Origin of the sequence: Corallococcus sp. AB045 (genome assembly GCF_003668895.1) — a bacterium.
GTDB lineage: Bacteria > Myxococcota > Myxococcia > Myxococcales > Myxococcaceae > Corallococcus > Corallococcus coralloides.
Genome location: NZ_RAWN01000116.1, coordinates 1 through 18,391, shown reverse-complemented (window position 1 = coordinate 18,391; position 18,391 = coordinate 1). Strand labels below are relative to the sequence as shown.

Below are 18,391 nucleotides of genomic sequence, written 5' to 3'. Positions count from 1 at the left end.
CAGCCCAGCTGATCATCGTTACAAGCAATCGTGATCGCGAGGCTCGCGTCCAACAGCAGGGGCGTCCCGCCAACCCGTTGATAGCACACGGGAAATTTCCAAGGAGACAGCGTCGATGGCCAAGCCCAAGTCCGGGGCGAAGAAGCCTACTCCCGCTGCAAAAGCCGGTGCGAAGCCTGCCGCGAAGAAGGACAACGCGGCCCGCCTGGATCTGATCAGGAACGCCTCGAAGAAGGTGGCGACGGCCGCGACGAAGGTCGTCAAGGCGGTGGCTGAAGGGGCGAAGGGAAAGGTCGCGGCGGCGAAGAAGGCGGTGGCGGAGAAGGTGGAGAAGGCCCCCGCGGCCGCCAAGAAGGCGGCGGCCAAGGCCGCTCCTCCGGCGCCTCCCGCGAAGGCCGGCAAGGCCGCGCCCGCCGCGAAGACCGCGCCCGTGGCCGCGCCCGCCGGGAAGAAGGGTGCCGGGAAGGCGGGGGGCAAGACCCCGTCGCTCGTCCCCGCCGGTCCTCCCGTGGAGAAGCCGCGCCCGCGCGCGACGAAGCTTCCGCCCGTGGGCGAGCCGCTCACGAAGCGTGAGATGGAGCAGCTGCTCACCGCCGGCGAGGGCCGCGGCGTGATGGGCGAGGGCAGCCTCAAGGGCCGGCTCGTCCTCAGCGGCGAGATGCCCCACCTGGTCGTCGTGGGCCGCGACAAGCGCGAGCTGACGTTCCTGTTGCAGGGACCGGATCAGGAAGTGCTGCCGGCCTACGTGGACCACAAGGTCTCCGTGAGCGGCCTCATCAAGAAGACGACCAACCACAGCGGCGTGGTGGAGGTGCGCAAGTACTCCGCCAAGAAGCCGGAGGTGGAAGAGGTCGCGCCGCCTGCCTCGGACTCGGAGCCGAAGCTGCGCTACCTGTCGCCCGGCGAGGTCTCCATGGCCGTCGCCGCGGGCATGGGCGCCGGCATCAAGGGCTTCGCCAGCATCCGGGGCAACCTGGAGATGATGGGCGAAGACTTCGTGCTCGTCGTGTCCAACGGCGGCACGCGCCAGCAGGTGTCCTTCGCCATCGAGGGCAAGGCTGCGGTGAAGAGCCTGCGCAAGCACGTGGGGCAGACGCTCCAGGTGACGGGCGTGGTGGACAAGACGTCCGGCTGGGGTGGCCGCATCACCGCGGAGACGGTGGAGCCGCGTCCGTCCGAGGCGCGCTCGGTGTCGCGCGACGAGATGGAGCTGGTGCACATCGAGGGTGAGGTGCCCACGTCCGTGGACGTGAAGCTCAACCACGGCCTCACGGTGCGCCTGCAGGAGCAGCCCGGCGCCACCTGGGCCATCGAGCCGACGCTGGCCAAGCGCGTGGGTCTGCGCGAAGCCAACTTCGAGCCGGGCCCCAACGGCAGCCCGGCCACCCGCGAGTTCTTCTTCACGCCGCGCAACCCCGGCAACTTCGAAATGGAGTTCTTCCTCGCCAAGGCGTTCACGCCGGGTGTGGTGGAGCGCTCCTTCAAGATCAACGTCACCGTCAAGCCCTGACGGCTTGGGCGCACGGGCCCTCCCTGGACCGCAAGGTCTGCCAGGGAGGGCGAATGGGAGCCGGGGGGTTCCCGCCCGCACCCTTCGGGCTTACCCGTTCCCTCAGCGGCCTTGCCGCATCCCCACCGTGAGCCTCTCCCAAGATCACATCCGACAGCTGCTCGCCGAAGCAGACCACTCCCTGGGCGTGAAGGAGCTCCTTCGCGTCGCGGGGCTGAACCCCGGCCAGCAGACCGAACTCAAGCGCGCCCTGCGTGAGCTGGTGCGCGCGGGCGTCATCGTCAAGGACGGCAAGCGCTTCCGGCTGGAAGGCCCTCGCGCGCCCGAGGCCGGCCCCGAATCCCGCAGGGACGCGTCCGCGCCGCCCTTCAAGAAGCGGGGCCCCGCACCGGGCAGTGGACGCGAGGAGCGCCGGGGCGGCTTCCGCGACGACCGTCCGGGCTTCCGAGGCGGCGGCGACTTCCGGCGCTCGCTGCAGCGCGGCTCCCGGGACGACCGCTTCGAGGACTCCGGGCAGCCCGCGGTGGAGGGCATCCTCCACATTCACCGGGACGGCTTCGGCTTCGTGCACCCGGTGTCAGGCGAGGGAGAGAACATCTTCCTGCCGCCCGGCGAGGCGCAGCGGGCGCTCGACAACGACCGCGTCCTCGTGGAGGTGGCGGGGCGGCCGGGCCGCTTCGAGGGCCGGCTGGTGCGCGTGATCAACCGGCGGCGTGAGCTGGCCGTGGGCACGTACGTGGCGCAGGGCCGGCACTCGCTGGTGACGACCACGGACACGAGCCTGCCGGGTCCCATCCGCGTGCCGCCGACGCAGATGGCGCGCGACGGCGACCTGGTGAAGGTCCGCCTGGGCGTGGGCGCGGACCTGCTGGAGCCCGGGCAGGGGCTGTTCGGTGAGGTGGCCGGCTCACTGGGCAGGCCGGGCGACCCGAGCGCGGAGGTGCTGGGGTCCGCCTTCGCGCATGGCTTCTCCGACGAGTTCCCGCCGGAGGTGATGGACGAGGCGGACGCGTTCGCGGTGAAGGTCACCGAAGCGGAGGCCACGGAGGGCAACCGCCGCGACCTGCGCTCGATGCCGCTCATCACCATCGACGGCGAGGACGCGCGCGACTTCGACGACGCCGTGTACGCGGAGCCCCAGGCCGGGGGCTGGCGGCTGGTGGTGGCCATCGCGGACGTGTCGCACTACGTGAAGGAGCGCAGCGCGCTGGACGCGGAGGCGCTCAACCGTGCGACGTCGGTGTACCTGCCGGACCGCGTGCTGCCCATGCTGCCGGAGCGGCTGTCCAACGGCATCTGTTCGCTGCGCCCGGACGAGGACCGGCTGTGCATGGTGGCGGACATGACGTTCGACCGCCACGGCCAGCGGCGTACGCACGAGCTGTACCCGGCGGTGATGCGCAGCGTGGCGCGCTGCACGTACAACGAGGTGCAGGACGTCCTGGACGGCAAGGACGTGCCGCACCGGAACTTCCTCAAGCCCCAGTTCGAGCAGTTGATGGCGCTGGCGCGCGCGCTGATGGGCATGCGCAAGGCGCGAGGCGCCATCGACTTCGACGTGCCCGAGCACAAGGTGATGCTGGGTGAGGACGGCCTGCCGCTGCGCATGGAGAAGCGCGAGCGCAAGGACAGCCACCGGCTCATCGAGGAGTGCATGCTGGCCGCCAACGAGGCGGTGGCCACGTACTTCCAGGACGAGGGACTGCCCACGGTGTACCGGTTCCACGGCGAGCCGGATCCGCAGAAGCTGGCGGCGTTCGCGGTGCTGGCGGAGGCGTACGGCTTCCAGCTCGACGTGGAGGACGGCGTTTCGTCCAAGGAGCTGGACGCGTTCATCACGCAGCTGGCGGGGCACCCGGAGCAGCGGGCGCTGAACCAGCTGCTCCTGCGCTCCATGATGCAGGCCGTGTACACGGCGACGCGCGTGGGCCACTACGGCCTGGCGGCGGAGAACTACCTGCACTTCACGTCGCCCATCCGGCGCTATCCCGACCTGCTGGTGCACCGCGTCCTGAAGGCCGTGTGGGCGCGCAAGGGCAAGAAGCCCTCGGAAGCGCAGATGGAGCGCGAAGAGGAGCGGCTGGAGGGCATGGCGCAGCAGTGCTCGGAGCGCGAGCGCGCGGCCATGACGGTGGAGCGCGAGGTGGTGGCGTTCTACGCGGCCCTGATGATGAAGGACCGCGTGGGCGAGGAATTCGACGCGACGGTGGCGGGCATCGCCGAGTTCGGCTTCTTCGTGGAGCTGGACGAGGTCCACGTCGAGGGCCTGGTGAAGGGCGAGTCGCTGGGGCCGGGCTCCAAGCTGGACAAGCGCACGCACTCGCTCGTGTACCCGAATGGCCGGCGCGTGCGCGTGGGGCAGAAGCTGCGCGTGCGGCTGCTGTCCGCGAACACGACGGCGCGGAAGATCGACTTCGAGGCGCTCCAGTTCAAGGACGAGGCCCCGCTCCAGCGGACCGGCGGCGCACGTCCGGCACCGCGCCGCCGCGAGTACGTGAACGAAGCGCCGGGCCGTCACAAGGGTGGCAGGCCCGGACGCAACGAGCGCGAGGCCACGAAGACGGGCCGCACGACGTCCCGGAAGCCCGCGGGGGATGAAGCCGCGGACGCGGAGCAGTGGCGGTCGCTCGCGGAGGCGGAGGAGACGCCGTTCGGCGTGAAGAAGGCGTGGGAGCCGCCCACGCCCGAGGATGCCGCCACGGTGGAGGCCGCGACGGTCTCCGGGTACGGCGACGAGGTCCTGGGAGAAGCGCCGGCCGCGCCGCGTCCGCGAGGACGGTTCAGCCGGGAAGGGCGCCGAGAAGAGGCCGCGCCCGCCCGCGCTGGCTCCCGCTTCCTGCGTTCCCGCACGGAAGAGGCCCCCGCGCCGAAGGCGGAGCCGGCCACCCCGGCCAAGGGCAAGCGCAAGGTCATCCGTCCCTCGCTCCCCGCTGTGGAGGAAGGCGACGAGGCCGGCACCTCAGCCGAGGCCCAGGCGCCTCGCGAGGCCTTTACTCCGCCCTCGTTCGACTCCGACGACAACGCCCCTGCCGCTTCACCGCACCCGGGCTTCGACCGGATCCGCGCGCTGGCCGCGCAGCGGGGCCAGCTCCCCACGGGGGAGGCTCCGGGCCGCGCGGGCGCGTCCAAGAAGGTCCGCAAGGCGGCCTCTGGCGCGAGCGCGAAGGCGAAGCCCTCGAAGAAGTCAGCGCCGGGCAAGAAGGCCGGCGGCTCGAAGGGCGCGAGCAAGAAGCAGGGGCGGGGCGCCCCGACCAAGCGCAAGCGCTGAACCGCGGGGCCGGACCTTCCGGCCGCGCCGCCGTTCCACTCAAGGAGGCCGTGTGGGTGCTGTGCGAATCGTGGGGTTGATGCTCGCGGTGGCGGGCGGAGTGCTGCTGTTCACCGGGCTCAAGGCGCGGGATTCGCTCACGGAGCGCGCCACGGAGCTCATCACCGGCCGCAACACCGAGCAGACCACGCTCTACGTCGCGGGCGGCGGCGCCGCGCTGGTGGGCGGCGTGCTGCTGGCCCTCTTCGGGGGAGGACGAGGCCGGCGTTAGGCCCCGTCCCCTCCACCCGGACTACTTGGTGGCGCCGGAGGCCTGCGCGGCCTTGGCGCGCTTGGTCGCCTCGCCGAACTGCTTGGTCGCCTCGTTGGCCTGGGCCGTCAGCTCCTCGATGCGCTTGGCGTGCGCGGCGGAGCTGGCCTTGGCGGCGGCGATGCGCTCCGCGGCGTTCGGATCCACCACGGGCTTCTTGCCCTTCTCCGGCTTGGCCGGCGTGGCGGCCTCGGCGGCCTCCTGATCAGCGGCCTGCATCATGGCCTTCTCGTGCTCGATGTACTTGAACATCACGACGCGCTTGTTCAGGTACGGGTTGGGCAGGTCCGGGTTGATGGCGATGACCTGATCATACGTCTTCAGCGCGAGCTCCAGCTCCGAAGGGACCGCGGGCGCGGACATGGAGCGGGCGCCACCGCGCTGCGAGTGCACCTCCGCGATCCAGCCGAGCGCGTCGGTGTCCTTCGGGTTGATCTTCAGGCACTCCTGGAAGTACTGCTCCGCCTTGTCCAGCGGGCCGTTCTTCGCGTACATCGCCGCGACGTTGCGGTAGACGTCGGCCTTCGCCTCGGGCGTCTTCGCGAAGTCCACCAGCTTCAGCGCGGTCTGCGCGGCCAGGTCCGTCTCGCCCGCCTGCAGGTGCGCGAAGGCCTTCTTCTCCCAGACCTTCTCCTGGTTCGGGTCGATCTTCAGCGACTCGTCGTACTCCTTCGCCGCCTCCGCGTACTTCTTTTCGATGAGGAAGTTGGAGCCCTTGGCGCGGTGCTCCTTGGCCTTCTCTTCCTTCTCATCGGCGCAGCCGAAGGAACCGCCCAGGGTCAGCACACCCAGCATCAAACCCACGCTACCCAGTCGCTTCATGCCCAAAGCCTTTCGTGAAGTTCCAGGGGGCACGTCCCAGCCGGGGGCCCCACGCGGCGCGGAATATACCCGAACTCGCGTCGTGTCCCCTCCGTCCTGAAGGCCGGGGCCGGAGGGGCGCTTCAGGAGCGTGCGCGCGCGAGCAGGGAGACGAGCAGGGGCGCGCCCAGGGCGGCCGTCACCACTCCCACGGGCAATTCACGCCCGGGGAGGATCAGCCGCGCCGACGCATCGCACAACGCGAGGAACGCGGCCCCCACCACCACGGACCCGGGCAGCAGCACCCGGCGGCTCACACCGAGCGTCCGGCGCACCAGGTGCGGGACGATGAGCTCCACGAAGGCGATGGGGCCGCACCACGCGACGCAGGCGGCGACGCCCAGCGCCCCCAGGCCGATGGCCACCGTGCGCACGCGGCGGACGGGGACGCCCTGGGACTCGGCGTGTTCCTCACCGGCGATGAAGACCTCCAGCGCGCGGGTGAGGGCGAGCAGCCCCACGATGGTGACGGCCGCGAACGGGGTGAGCAGCCGCACGCCCGAATAGCCCACCTGCGGCAGGTGGCCGAGCGACCAGCGCATGGCGGCCATCAGCTCGGCGGAGTCCGCGGTGAACTGCAATCCAGTGGCGATGGCGCTCGCCGCCATGGAGCAGGCGATGCCGGCGAGCACCACGTCGTTCATCCGCACGCGGCGGCCCGCGGCGATGGCGGCCACCACCAGGCTGACACCGAGCGCCCCCATGAAGGCCGCGGCGGTGATGAGCGGCAGCCAGCCCGACGCCAGCCGCGCCCCCAGGATGATGGCCACCAGCGCGCCCAGGGTCGCCCCCGCGGTGGTGCCCACGGTGCTGGGCGCGGCGAGCGGATTCGCGAAGAGGGACTGGTACACCGCGCCCACCAGCGACAGCGTGCCGCCCACCAGCATGGCCATCAGCGTGCGGGGCACGCGCAGCTGCCAGAAGACGAAGTCCGCCGAGTCCGGGGTGAGCCCCGGTCCGATGAACGGCGCCACCGCGCAAGCGGCCACGCAGACGGCCACGAGGATCCAGGCCTTCACCTTCACGGAGCACCTCCGCTCCGGGGCAGGCCCACGAAGACGCGGTGGCCTTCCACGGACATCCCGTGCATGCGCACGCCGAACAGCTCACCCAGCTGTTCGCCCAGGTCGGGGGCGTCGAGGTTCCTCTCGAAGGCCACGCGGCTCTGGGACAGGCCCACGACGCGGGGAGCGCGCGTGCCCGGCGCGTGGGTGTGCGAGAGCACGTTGACGTCGTGGGTGACGCAGAGGATGCCGCGACCCGCGCGCCAGAGGTGGCCCATGCGCGTGTACAGCTCCAGTTGCTGCGCGGGGTCCAGGAAGTTGGCGGGCTCGTCCAGCAGCACCAGCGGGGTCTCTTGCGCGAGCAACCCCGCGACCGCCACGCGCTGCCGCTCGCCGCCGGACAGCTCCGTGATGGGGCGCAGGGCGAAGGATTGCGCGCCTGCTTCCGCCAGCGCCTGGTGCGCCGCCGTCTCGGAGGCCCGGCGGGATTCGGGGAAGCGGTAGCGCGCGGAGACGACCTGCTCCAGCGCGGTGATGGGCTCCGCCGCCTCCAGCCGCTGGGGCAGCCACGCGAGCCGCGCCGCGCGCTCCCGGGGGGCGAGGCCCGACACGTCCTGCCCGTCCACGAACACATGCCCGGCATCCGGTCGCAGCAGGCCCAGCGCCACGCGCAGGAGCGTGGACTTGCCCGCGCCATTGGGCCCGACGATGGCCACGAAGTCACCGGGGGCCACGCGCAGGGACACGCTGTCCAGCAGCGTCCGCCCCCGCGCCCGCACCGTCACCGCGTCCAGCGTCAGCCCGGGCGTCATCGCGCGGAGGGCAGGGTGCCCAGGGCGGCGCGGAGCCGCTCGACGACGTCGAGGATGGCGGGCCCGGTGGACTGCACGTCGGGCCCGATGACCAGCCGCACCCGGTCCTCCCGCGCCGCGCGCAGGCCGGTGAGCTGCTTCCACGGTGCCAGGAGCTGCGCCTGCTTCGCGGCATCCAGGGCCGGCACGCTGATCAGCACCAGCACCGCGTCCGGATCCAGCGCGATGACGCCCTCCAGCGACAGGTTGGGAGGCCCCGTGACGTCCTCCGCGACGGCGTTGCGAGCCCCCGCCGCCTCCAGCGCGGCGCCGTGCAGCGACGCGCGCTTCATGTACCAGACCTCCGACAGCGTGCCCGCCGTGTCGCCCAGCACCAGCAACACGCGGGGGGCGTCCTTCGGCGCGGGGCGCGACAGTGTCTGGTTCAGCCGCTCCGCGAGCGCGTTGGCCTGGGGCTCGCGGCCGCTCAGCCGGCCCAGCTCCTTCACGCTCTCCACCACCTCCGGGAGCGACGTCCACGGCAGCACCTTCAGCGGCGCGAGCGCGGAGAGCGACTCCGCGGGGGCCTGCTTCACCTGTTGATCCACGAGCAGCGTGGGCTTGAGCTTCGCGATGGCCTCGAAGTTCGGCGCGAACGTGGTGCCCACCTTGGGCAGGGCGGGCGTGCCTTGGGGCAGGGCGGTGTAGTCGGACACGCCCACGATCTCCGCGCCCGCGCCCAGGGCGAACAGCGTCTCCGTGACGGACGGCGACAGCGAGACGATCCGCCGCGCCTGGGCTTCCGGAGCGGGGGGCGCGGGACGCTGGCAGCCCGCCGCGAGCGCGAGCACCACGCACAGCAGGGAGGGGAGGCGGAAGAGACTCATGGGCGGGCAGACTTCTAGCACGCGCGTCACGGACGGGTGTCCGGGAAGCGGTGTCTGGGTTTCGCTTATCCTGGGAGCTCCTCACAGAGGGAATACCCGGACATGACCTGGATGAATTGGACGTCCCGCGCGCTTTGCGCCGCGGCGCTGCTTTGCACTTCCCCGGCCCTTGCGGCGTCGCCGTTCGCGGAAGGGATGATCTCCATCACGTTGGATGACGGCTGGAGCACGCAGTACACGCTGGCGAGGCCGGCGCTGAAGTCGCGGAACATCCCCGCGACGTACTACCTGGTCACCGATGCCATCGCCCAGGGGTGGGGCGGCTACATGAGCCTCGCGCAGGTGCAGACGCTCAAGGCGGAGGGCAACGAGATCGCCAGCCACACGCGCACGCACGCGGACCTGCCCACGCTGACACCCGCGCAGCTGACGTCGGAGCTGCACGACTCGCGCGCGTGGCTGGAGACGAACGTGGGGGCGACGTGCGGCAAGGACTTCGCGTCACCCTACGGCGCGTACAACGCGACGGTGATGACGGCGCTGAAGACGGAGTACGCCAGCCACCGCACCATCAACGCGGGCCGTAACTACAAGGACACGGTCATCTACGAACTGCGCGCCAACGACGTGTCGAGCGCCGTGACAGTGGCGACGGTGAAGGGGTGGATCAACCAGGCCATCGCGGAGAAGAGCTGGCTCATCATCCTCTTCCACGAGTTCACCAGCGGCACGCCCACGCGCGAGACGCAGTACAGGACGACGAACTTCACGAACATCCTCAACTACGTGCAGTCGACGGGCATCCGCACGGTGACGGTGGAGGAGGGGCTCGCGCTGACGGATGGCCTCACGGAGGCGCTGCCGTCGGTGGGCACGGTGGTCTACGACGACGCGATGGGCAGTGGCTTCCAGAACTGGAGCTGGGCGACGCACGACCTGGACCAGTCCGTCACGGTGCACTCCGGGTCCACGGCGGTCAGCTTCGAGCCGGACTACTGGGAGGCGCTGATGTTCCACCACTCGGGGCTGGACCTGTCGCTGTACCAGTCCATCGACCTCTGGGTGCACGGAGGCACGACGGGTGGGCAGCAGGTGCGGCTGGCGCTCTACAACGGCGGCACGCCGCTGGGCAGCATCAGCCTGGAGACGGCGCTGGGGCACCCCATCGCGGCGGGGACCTGGCAGAAGGTCTCCATTCCGCTCAGCGCCCTGGGCGCGACGTCCGGCACGGTGGATGACTTCTACGTGATGGACGAATCGGGTTCGGATCAGGGCACGCTGTACGTGGACGACTTCGTGCTGGTGCCGTAGTCGTAGCGTCACCGCGCGCGCCGATGCCTGCTCCGGCGCGCGCGTGAAGACAGCCGGGGCCTACAGCTTGATCAGCTCCACGTCATCCATGTGGATGAAGTTGGCGCCATTGTGGGCCGGCGACTTGCTGTGCAGGCCGAACTCCAGGTAGCCGTTGGTGACGTTGATGGCGGGTTGTATATTGCACTTGAATATCTGGAGTCTGGAAAGGCTGTGCAATGGACTTCGAAGAGTCTAGGCCGCTTGGCGCCTTAGCTAGGAAACACGTGCGGTTCATTGAGCCGCTCTCTCAAAGTCTTGTAACTGCAGAAGTCTTGAGGGAAATAAATAAAAACAGCGGAAGGATGGGCGTGTTGGTGGCGGGAGATGTGCCTACCTTCTATTTTCTCGTGGATGGCACGTTTCGGCCAGATGAAGATTTCATGTTTTATTCCTATGGCTGGGAGACCGATCTCGGAGCGGTTTTGACAATCACGCTCTTCTGGAAAGCTGGGTTTTCATGCGTGGCTGTTCAGCCGACACATGAGGCGTTTTCCAGTCTTGTGTCGGGAGTGGGTCGAGTTGTGATTGTTCGAGGAGATCGGTGCGTTGCCGCACTTGCCGTTGAGTTAGCACGGCAGCCCGATTTTCAGCAGCAATGGTCGGCCGTGGCTGGACATGTGCCTTTGATGGTGGATGAACGAGCCGCCCTGTGGCTCATGTTTGATCACCATCCCAGCCTCAGGGCTCGCGCTACGCCTCAAGAAAAGCTCGCGTTAGGATGGGCGAAAGAGTATCGACGGGCACTGGTTTCGCTTAATGATGTTGCGGAGAAAGCGCGGGGCGCCCCTTCTCTTGTCCATCAGGGGCGTAGTCCGCCAGAGAGTTTTCGCCCGCTGGCTGAGATTACAGCGAGGCCTGATTGGGGGGTTAAAGATGTGCTGGATGCGATCCGTGCAATTCAGGGGAGCGGTGGTACGGGGTTTTTAAGCTTCATTGCTGCGAATCGTGAGTTTGATGCATATGCGCATGAGGCTAGCGGGCATGCTCACTGCGTCCTCAAACTGGCAGCGACCGAAGCCTTCCTTCTCTGTACGGAACTGACAGCTGAGGGAGCATTCTTGCCGTGGCTGGACTTGGCTACAGGTGAGATTCGATTGTTGCAAATTGATCCGCAAGGTTTCCCTGGTGGCTTCCCAGTTGAGGAGTACTGGGCTCGGCAACTCTCGGCACTTCATGTCAATACCGGTCGTTTCGTGGGCGGTGTGGATGTCCCAATGGACTTGCGGCCTGGGTCGACTGCTTGGCAAATATTTCCTTTTTCTGACAAGCCAGAGCAGGCCGAAGTTGCTGCGGATGCCCTGATCGACGAGGCGCTGGTGCATCGCGTCTGGGCTATTGAGCCTGGTGCGATCTTCGAGCTTCAAGTGGGTCCATTTTCGCATTTTCAGGCTTGGGAATACGGAGTGGATGTTTGTTTTGTTGCCCGAGGCAAGTCTGGCGAATATTTGGAGATTGCTCTGGATACTCGTGAGAAGCGCGTGGTGTGTAATGGCTTCGGATCGCTTGATCCTGAGACGGACAAGGCAGCGCGTGCTCATGCAGCGCTCAAGCTCTTGTTGGCCTCTCTGTTTCGTGACTTTTTAGTGGTGGAGGAGCGAGAGAGAGTGTTTCGAAGCGTGCTGCGGCACTCTCGCCCAGGGAAAGCAAGGGGCGGTAATGGCGAAGAACCTGTTGTTGTTTACTTGCCGAGAGTCAAATACGTTGGAGAGCCCTCAATAGATGCCTGTGTGAGTGACCTCGGACAGGAGGAGCGCCGAGCGCACTATGTCCGAGCGCACTTGCGTCGAGCGGAACATCCGTCGGAGCACCAGAGAGTGTTGGGTCAGCGCTATGGTTTCGCTGTCCCTGAGAACTATACTTTCGTTCGGCCTCATGAACGCGGCGATAAAGAACGATCTGTGATTTATCGAAGCCGCTCTGCATTGCTTTCTCTCTATGAGGTTAATGAGACGAGACCCGCGGCAGTAGGTGGGGTTGAGTGGTTTAAGTTTGAGCGTGATGTTAAGCGTCTGATGGAGCAACTTGGTTTCGACGTGCAGCATGTTTCGGCCTCGAGACGCGGGGATCGAGGGGTTGACGTTTATGCGACTCGGGGTGAATTAGGGGGCGACAAGCAGGAATGTTGGGTTGTTCAGTGTAAGTGTTATGCGGAACATCGAAAGGTCGGGCCAGCAATCCTGCGAGAACTGCTGGGGGCAATGCGGGCGTATCCGGTGGGAGTTCGGGGTATGGTTGCCACGACGAGTTCGTTTACGGCGGAAAGCCGCCGGTTGGCTAGGACTGAGGGGCTGCGCCTATTGGATGGTGAGGAATTTCTTCGATTAACTCGACATGAATAGGGATTTACGACGGTGGTCGTAAGTGCTGGCTGAGCCGAATCAGTCAGTTGGCCCTCCAGGCCCGACAACTCGGCCGAGGAGCTTGCGCTGTCTGCGCCGAGTCGACACTTTTTGATCGCCTTTGAAATCCGGCAGCCACATGCAGCCCATGAGTGCTCGACCTTGAATCGCGCGCTTGAATTTGCATCAAGACGTGAGCGACGCTGCACTTTTATGGCTCGCATTAGATGGTGCGCAACTGGCGGCGGTCCGGAGTGGTGATGAAGGCTCTAGCCTGCTCCGCTGCGGCGGGCTTGCTGGTCGTGCCCAGGTGGAGGAGTCACAACCGAGGAGCGCGACGATGGCGGCGGTGCTCAGCGCCAGAAACACGCGATGGGCAGTGGTTATGAAACCTTCCGTAAAGTACGGTCAGCCGACGACAGACGCCGCGCGCGCCGGTGTCTGCACCGGCGCGCGCGTGAAGACAGCCGGGGCCTACAGCTTGATCAGCTCCACGTCATCCATGTGGATGAAGTTGGCGCCGTTGTGGGCCGGCGACTTGCTGTGCAGGCCGAACTCCAGATAGCCGTTGGTGACGTTGATGGCGGGCGTCTCCAGCAGCGTGTAGTTGCCGTAGGTGCCCAGGTTGGTGATGGCCGGCGCGCAGGTGCCGCAGTTCTTCACCTGGAAGCGCGCGAAGTCGAACGTGCCTCCCTTTCGGAACCAGGCGCGCAGCTTGTAGTTGCCGGACGCCAGGCCCGACTTCGTCTGGTACGTCCACGCCTCGTACGGCGCCGCCGACGTCCAGTGCGTCAGGTGGAAGCTGCCCGAGTGCCCCCCGTTGTACGTCTCCGAGAACGCCGCCGTCCCCGTGCCGTTCGGGCTCCAGGTGGTCCAGCCCGTCATGCCGTTCTCGAAGCCCGGGTTGGTCAGCCCCAGCGACTGCGAGCCGCCCGGCTGGTACCAGCGCACCCACTCCACCTCCATCGTCTTCTTCGCGCCCCAGGCCAGGTCGATGGAGGCCGGCGCCGGGTTCCCGTACCAGACGCCTCCCAGCGCCAGGTTCAGGATGAGGTAGTGGTTCTGCTGGAACTCGGACTCGTTGTGGTTGAACGTCGCCGTGGACACGAAGTCCTTGTCCAGGCGGAACACGATGGTGTTCGCCGTCCACTCCACTTCATACGTGTGGAAGTCCTGCGACAGATCCACGCCACGGCTCGCGCCCGTGCCCCAGTCCGCGTTGCCGCCGTTGTGCCAGTGTAGCGCCGACTTCATCCACGTGGGCTCCGTGGACTTCCACTCCAGGATGTCGATCTCCCCCGCGGCCGGCCAGCCCGCGCTCTGGACGTTCGAACCCAGCGTCCAGAACGCCGGCCACATGCCGTAGCCCGGCGGGACCTTGATGCTCGCGACGATCTTCCCGTAGCGCCCCTCCACCTTGCCCTTGGTGTGGATGCGGCCGGAATAGAACGACCGGTACTGCCCCGCGCAGCGCGAGTCCGTGGGGTTGTCCGCCGTGCGCTCCGCCGAGATGATCAGCTTGCCGTTGGCCACCGCCACGTTCTGCGCGCGCGGGAACTCCAGCTCACCCGTGCCGAAGTTGCAGTTGTTGGTCACCGGATCCCAGTTGCTCGTCAGCACGTTCCACGCGCCCGTGTTCAGCGCCGTGCCCGTGAAGTCGTCCTGCCATGACAGCGACCACCCCGAGCCCGGGTCGTACGAGCGCTCGCCCTGCTGCGTCTGCCCGTAGCCTTCCGCCTCCACCGGGGCAGCTTCCGGCTCCGGAGAACAGCCGGAGAGGGTGGTCAGGAGTCCTGCGGCGACAAGGCCTGCTCGAAAAGGGCGGTGCATGCATGCTCCGGGGTAGGGGGAGCATTCATATTTGCCGGTTTTGACATGTCTTGCCAGGAAGTCAGGAACAACCTCAGCCGAGCCACTGGGGATTCTGGACGGTTCCGTCGAAGTGGTGGCTCGTCTTGTACTTCTCGTAGGCGCCGTCCTGGGCCGCGTCCTTCGTCCTGGCGAGCAGGGACTGGATGTCCTTTTCGTTCAGGGGCTTGAAGGTGCGCGCGGCGGTCAACGCCTGCTGCAGGCGCTCCTGCGAATCGATGCCGGTGATGACGACGCTGACGGGCAGGGACAGGTTGTAGCGGAGGCACTCGGGCGCGGTGACGGTCTTGCTGTCCAGGATGAACGGGTCGCCCATGGACTTCATGGCGAGCACTCCGATGCCCTCCTTCACGAGCACGGGCAGCACGCGCTTCTCGAAGCTGTTGAAGTGGGCGTCCATCACGTTGAGGGGCAGCTGCACGGCGTCGAAGCGGAAGCCGTGATTCTTCGCGGTCTCCAGCATCTTCAGGTGGATGTCCGGGGACTTGTGGCCGGTGAAGCCCAGGAAGCGCGCCTTGCCGGCCTTCTGCGCGTCCTTCATGGCCTCGATGGCGCCGCCTTCGGCGAAGGCGCGGTCGGGGTCGTTGTCACGGATGACTTCGTGGAGCTGGAGCAGGTCCAGGTGGTCCGTCTGGAGGCGCTGGAGGGATTCGTCGATCTGCTTCGCGGCGGTCTTCTTGTCGCGGCCGTCGATCTTCGTCATCAGGAAGGCCTTGGCGCGGTAGCCGTCGCGCAGCGCCTTGCCCATGCGCTCCTCGCTCTTGCCGTCGTTGTAGTCCCAGCAGTTGTCCAGGAAGTTGATGCCCTGGTCCAACGCGCCGCGGATGAGCGCGATGCTCTCCGACTCCTCCTTCTGCTTGCCGATGTGGAAGCCCCCGAGCCCGATGCACGACACCTCCTGGCCGGTGCGGCCCAGCTTGCGGCGGGGCACGGAGGGCCCGTTCTTCGCCTTCCTGGGCGAGGCCCCGAGCACTGGCGGGGCAACCATCAGCGACATCGTCGCGGCGAGGAATTCCTTCCGGGTCATGCGCGGGCGTCCTTCCAGAGAGCAGGTAGCGTCTGGGAGGCCGACGTTGGGACCGGGTGACGCCCGGGACAATGGGCGCGCGGGCCGAATGTGCAGGAGCCACCGCAGCGGACCAGGTGTGCAGGGAGGGCGCGTGCCGCATAATCGACACCCGCATGCGCATCCCTCTCCTTGTGCGGCGCGTGGGGCCGCTCCTCGCGCTGATCCTCCTGGCCGCGTGCCGCATCGAATCCGCCGCGCCTTCGGGAGGCGCCGCCGTGGCGCAGGCTTCAACTCCATCCGGCGAAGTGTGGGTCTACACGTCGATGTACCGGCACGTGCTGGATGCGCTGGAGCCCTTGCTCAAGGAGCGGCTGCCCGGCGTGCAGGTGCACTGGTATCAGGCGGGCAGTGAGAAGGTGGCCAGCCGGCTGGAGGCGGAGCGGGCCGCGGGCGCGGTGCGAGCGGACGTGTTGATGACGTCGGATCCGTTCCTCTACGAGCGGCTGGCGAGGGAAGGCGCGTTCCTGCGCTACGCGTCCGTGAACGCGCTGCGCATTCCGCGAACACTGGTGGACCTGGACGCGAGGTACGCGGCGGTGCGCCTGTCCACGATGGTGCTGGTGCACCGCGCGGGCGCGGGCGAGGCTCCGAAGTCATTCGCGGCGCTGGTGGATGGGAGCTGGAAGGGAAGGGTGGCCATCGGGGATCCACTCACGTCCGGCACCGCGTTCACGTGGGCGGTGTTCCTGCACGCCCGGCGCGGGGATGCGTACTTCGCGGGGCTGCGCGAAAAGGGCGCGGTGGTGGCGGGTGGCAACGCGGCGGTGCTCCAGAAGGTGGAGAGCGGCGAGGTGGACGCGGGCGTGCTGCTGCTGGAGAACGCGCTGGCGGCGAAAGCAAAGGGCAGCCCCATCGAGGTCATCTGGCCGGAGGACGGAGCGGTGGTCATCCCGGGACCGGTGGGGCTGTTCGCGTCGACTCGCAATCCGGTGGCGGCGAAGGCGCTGGTGGATGTGCTGCTGTCACCGGAGGGCCAGCGCATCATCGTGGAGAAAGGCGATATGCACGCCGTGGATCCGCGCCTGAGCGGCCCGCGTGGCGAGCCCGGCGTGGACGGTTTGCTGAACCGCGCCCAGGCCTGGACGCCGGAGCTGCTGGAGCAGGGGCTGCTGCACGGCGGTGACATCAAGGAAGCCTTCAGCAAGGCCTTCGCGCGATGAGCCAGGAACGCGAGACCCGCCATGGGGACGCGGCGTGGCAGCCAACGCCGATTCGGGCCCAGCGTCCCCGGACCTCCAGGGAGACCGCCTCCGGGCCGGCACGAGCAAAACCTGTCCGACAGTCGGACAAGACGCGGCGGCCCCAACCCGTCCAACTGTCCGACAGGTTTCCGTGGTGCGGATGGCGCGACGGGCCCCCATCCCTGGTGGGGGGCTCGACCAGTCCCATGCGAATCATCCGCGGGGGCGCATCATCCCAGGGGGACCGCAGCGGCGGTCCAAACCTGTCGGACAGTCGGCCCCGTTCGCGCGGTGGCTCCAACCTGTCGGACAGTCGGACCCGTTCGCACGGTGGCTCCAACCTGTCGGACAGTCGGACCCGTTCGCACGGTGGCTCCAACCTGTCGGACAGTCGGACCCGTTCGCACGGTGGCTCCAACTTGTCGGACAGTCGGACCCGTTCGCGCGGTGGCTCCAACTTGTCGGACAGTCGGACCCGTTCGCACGGTGGCTCCAACTTGTCGGACAGTCGGACCCGTTCGCACAGTGGCTCCAACCTGTCGGACAGTCGGACAGGAGGCGGCGGCCCCAACCTGTCCGGCTGTCCGACAGGTTCTTGCCGTGTCCCCAACCTGTCGGACAGTCGGACCGGTTCATGCGGTGGCCTCAACCGGTCGGACTGTCGGACAGGTTTGTGTGTTGGCTCCGGCTTGTCGGACCGTCGGATGGGTTCGTGCGGTGGTGCCGACTTGTCCGACTGTCGGACAGGTTTTTGGGGTGCTCCGCCGCCGGGGCGCCTCGGTGGGCTTCTCTCTTTCTCATCCGATTGGACGGGGCGCACTGCCGTGGGCCTGGCGCACTGCGGGCGCATTCGCTCGACCCTCGATGGGGGCGCGCGATGAGGGGGCGGTGGATTGCGTTGGCCTTGTGGCTGGTGCCGCTGCTGCTCTTCGCGGTGGTTCCGGTCGTGGCGCTCCTGGTGCGGGGCGTGGGGGCGGCGACGGGCGGACTGGGTTCGGTGCTCTCGGCGGAGTCCGGGGCGCTGGTGAACACGCTGGGCATCTCCCTGGGGGCGACGGCGTGGGCGCTGTGCCTGGGGGCTCCGCTCGCCTTCCTCCTGTTCCGCACGGACCTGCCCCTGCGTGGCGCGTTCACCGTGCTGTTCACGCTGCCGTCCGCCATCCCCGCATTCATCTGGGGCATGGGGTGGCTGTCGCTCGCGAGCCCTCGTGCTGGCTACCTGAACCGCATGTTGGGCGCGGACGTGTTCGACCTCTATGGCGCGGCGGGCATCGCGTTCGTGGAGGGACTTTCGGGCCTGCCGTTGGTGCTGCTCGCCGGGGCCGCGGCGCTGCGGCGCGTGGACCCGGCTCTGGAAGAAGCGGCGCGGGTGTGTGGCGCTTCACCGCTTCGCGCCGTGCTGAACACCACCGTGCCTCTGGTGCTGCCCGCGCTGTTGTCGGGCGCGGTGATGGTGTTCCTCATGGCAGCGTCGTCCTTTGGCGTGCCGTACCTGCTGGGCGTGTCGGCGTCGCCGCCCACCCGCGTTCTCACCACCCGCATCTATGAGCTGGTGCTGCTTGGCAGCGAAGAAGGTTTGCCGCGGGCGTCGGTGCTCGCGTCGTTCCTCCTGCTGCTTACTCCGCTGGCGCTGGGGCTGACGTGGTTGTTGGGCCGGAGCGGACGGGTGCGATTGAGCGCGGGGAAGGGTGTGTCTCCTCGGGTGCTCGCGTTGGGCGCGTGGCGGACGGCGGCGCTCGCCGGGGTGGGCCTGGTGGGCGGCGTCCTGGTGGTTCTGCCCCTGGCGGCCATCCTGCTTACTTCGCTGCAACGCAGCTTTGGCGCGGCGCTGACCTGGGACACGCTGACGCTGTCGCACTGGTCCGGAGTGCTTTGGGATGCGCGCACGCTGCGGGCCACGGGGCGCAGTGTGTTGCTCGCGGCCGGGGCGGGGCTCTTGGTGGTGGGGC

At 68.0% G+C, this 18,391-nt stretch carries 14 protein-coding genes; 7 read left to right on the top strand and 7 right to left on the bottom strand.

Annotated elements, in window-relative coordinates:
* Positions 1–115 precede the first annotated feature (115 nt).
* The 3 genes from D7Y21_RS25300 (at position 116) to D7Y21_RS25290 (ending at position 5,049) form a co-directional block, all read left to right on the top strand.
* The gene (locus D7Y21_RS25300; RefSeq protein ID WP_120562877.1) at positions 116–1,510 is read left to right on the top strand and encodes a protease inhibitor I42 family protein; all 1,395 of its coding nucleotides are present in this window, start codon (positions 116–118) and stop codon (positions 1,508–1,510) included.
* 127 nt (positions 1,511–1,637) lie between these two features.
* Positions 1,638–4,778, top strand: a complete 3,141-nt coding sequence (gene rnr / locus D7Y21_RS25295) for a ribonuclease R (RefSeq protein WP_121716202.1) — start codon at positions 1,638–1,640, stop codon at positions 4,776–4,778.
* A 52-nt stretch (positions 4,779–4,830) separates the two neighbouring features.
* Complete coding sequence (locus D7Y21_RS25290; protein WP_014396547.1) at positions 4,831–5,049, top strand: DUF3185 family protein; 219 nt, start codon at positions 4,831–4,833, stop codon at positions 5,047–5,049.
* 21 nt (positions 5,050–5,070) lie between these two features.
* Here the strand turns inward: D7Y21_RS25290 and D7Y21_RS25285 are convergent, their stop codons facing one another.
* The 4 genes from D7Y21_RS25285 to D7Y21_RS25270 all read right to left on the bottom strand — a co-directional run bounded on the left by D7Y21_RS25285 (position 5,071) and on the right by D7Y21_RS25270 (position 8,631).
* The gene (locus D7Y21_RS25285) at positions 5,071–5,910 is read right to left on the bottom strand and encodes a lipopolysaccharide assembly protein LapB (protein WP_120562879.1); all 840 of its coding nucleotides are present in this window, start codon (positions 5,908–5,910) and stop codon (positions 5,071–5,073) included.
* Positions 5,911–6,032: 122 nt separating this feature from the next.
* Positions 6,033–6,974, bottom strand: a complete 942-nt coding sequence (locus D7Y21_RS25280) for an iron ABC transporter permease (protein ID WP_120562880.1) — start codon at positions 6,972–6,974, stop codon at positions 6,033–6,035.
* Positions 6,971–7,765, bottom strand: a complete 795-nt coding sequence (locus D7Y21_RS25275) for an ABC transporter ATP-binding protein (protein WP_121716200.1) — start codon at positions 7,763–7,765, stop codon at positions 6,971–6,973. Before D7Y21_RS25275 ends, D7Y21_RS25280 begins: the two co-directional genes overlap by 4 nt.
* Positions 7,762–8,631, bottom strand: a complete 870-nt coding sequence (locus D7Y21_RS25270) for an ABC transporter substrate-binding protein (protein WP_233612275.1) — start codon at positions 8,629–8,631, stop codon at positions 7,762–7,764. The genes D7Y21_RS25275 and D7Y21_RS25270 overlap by 4 nt, the downstream gene beginning before the upstream one ends.
* A 195-nt stretch (positions 8,632–8,826) precedes the next feature.
* Between D7Y21_RS25270 and D7Y21_RS25265 the strand changes: the two genes are divergently transcribed.
* The gene (locus tag D7Y21_RS25265; protein WP_233612274.1) at positions 8,827–9,942 is read left to right on the top strand and encodes a polysaccharide deacetylase family protein; all 1,116 of its coding nucleotides are present in this window, start codon (positions 8,827–8,829) and stop codon (positions 9,940–9,942) included.
* Positions 9,943–10,002: 60 nt separating this feature from the next.
* On the opposite strand, the gene D7Y21_RS41915 is transcribed toward D7Y21_RS25265, so the two are convergent.
* Positions 10,003–10,161: a hypothetical protein gene (locus D7Y21_RS41915; RefSeq protein WP_158627349.1), complete on the bottom strand. Its 159-nt coding sequence runs from the start codon at positions 10,159–10,161 to the stop codon at positions 10,003–10,005.
* Here D7Y21_RS41915 and D7Y21_RS25260 point away from each other — a divergent pair.
* Complete coding sequence (locus D7Y21_RS25260) at positions 10,161–12,323, top strand: restriction endonuclease (protein ID WP_121716214.1); 2,163 nt, start codon at positions 10,161–10,163, stop codon at positions 12,321–12,323. The two genes, D7Y21_RS41915 and D7Y21_RS25260, sit on opposite strands and share 1 nt — an antisense overlap.
* 474 nt (positions 12,324–12,797) lie before the next feature.
* On the opposite strand, the gene D7Y21_RS25255 is transcribed toward D7Y21_RS25260, so the two are convergent.
* Both D7Y21_RS25255 and D7Y21_RS25250 read right to left on the bottom strand, forming a co-directional pair.
* Positions 12,798–14,153 (bottom strand): family 16 glycosylhydrolase, encoded by a 1,356-nt coding sequence (locus tag D7Y21_RS25255; protein ID WP_120562884.1) that lies wholly within the window; start codon positions 14,151–14,153, stop codon positions 12,798–12,800.
* A 73-nt stretch (positions 14,154–14,226) separates the two neighbouring features.
* Positions 14,227–15,219 (bottom strand): aldo/keto reductase, encoded by a 993-nt coding sequence (locus tag D7Y21_RS25250; protein ID WP_121716194.1) that lies wholly within the window; start codon positions 15,217–15,219, stop codon positions 14,227–14,229.
* Between the two features lie 155 nt (positions 15,220–15,374).
* Here D7Y21_RS25250 and D7Y21_RS25245 point away from each other — a divergent pair, with 155 nt between their 5' ends.
* Together D7Y21_RS25245 and D7Y21_RS25240 are read left to right on the top strand one after the other, a co-directional pair.
* A complete protein-coding gene (locus D7Y21_RS25245; protein ID WP_120562886.1) occupies positions 15,375–16,421 on the top strand; it encodes an ABC transporter substrate-binding protein in 1,047 nt (348 codons plus the stop codon).
* A gap of 898 nt (positions 16,422–17,319) precedes the next feature.
* Positions 17,320–18,391 (top strand): iron ABC transporter permease (locus D7Y21_RS25240; protein WP_147469370.1); only part of this gene is annotated, 1,072 nt, incomplete at its 3' end.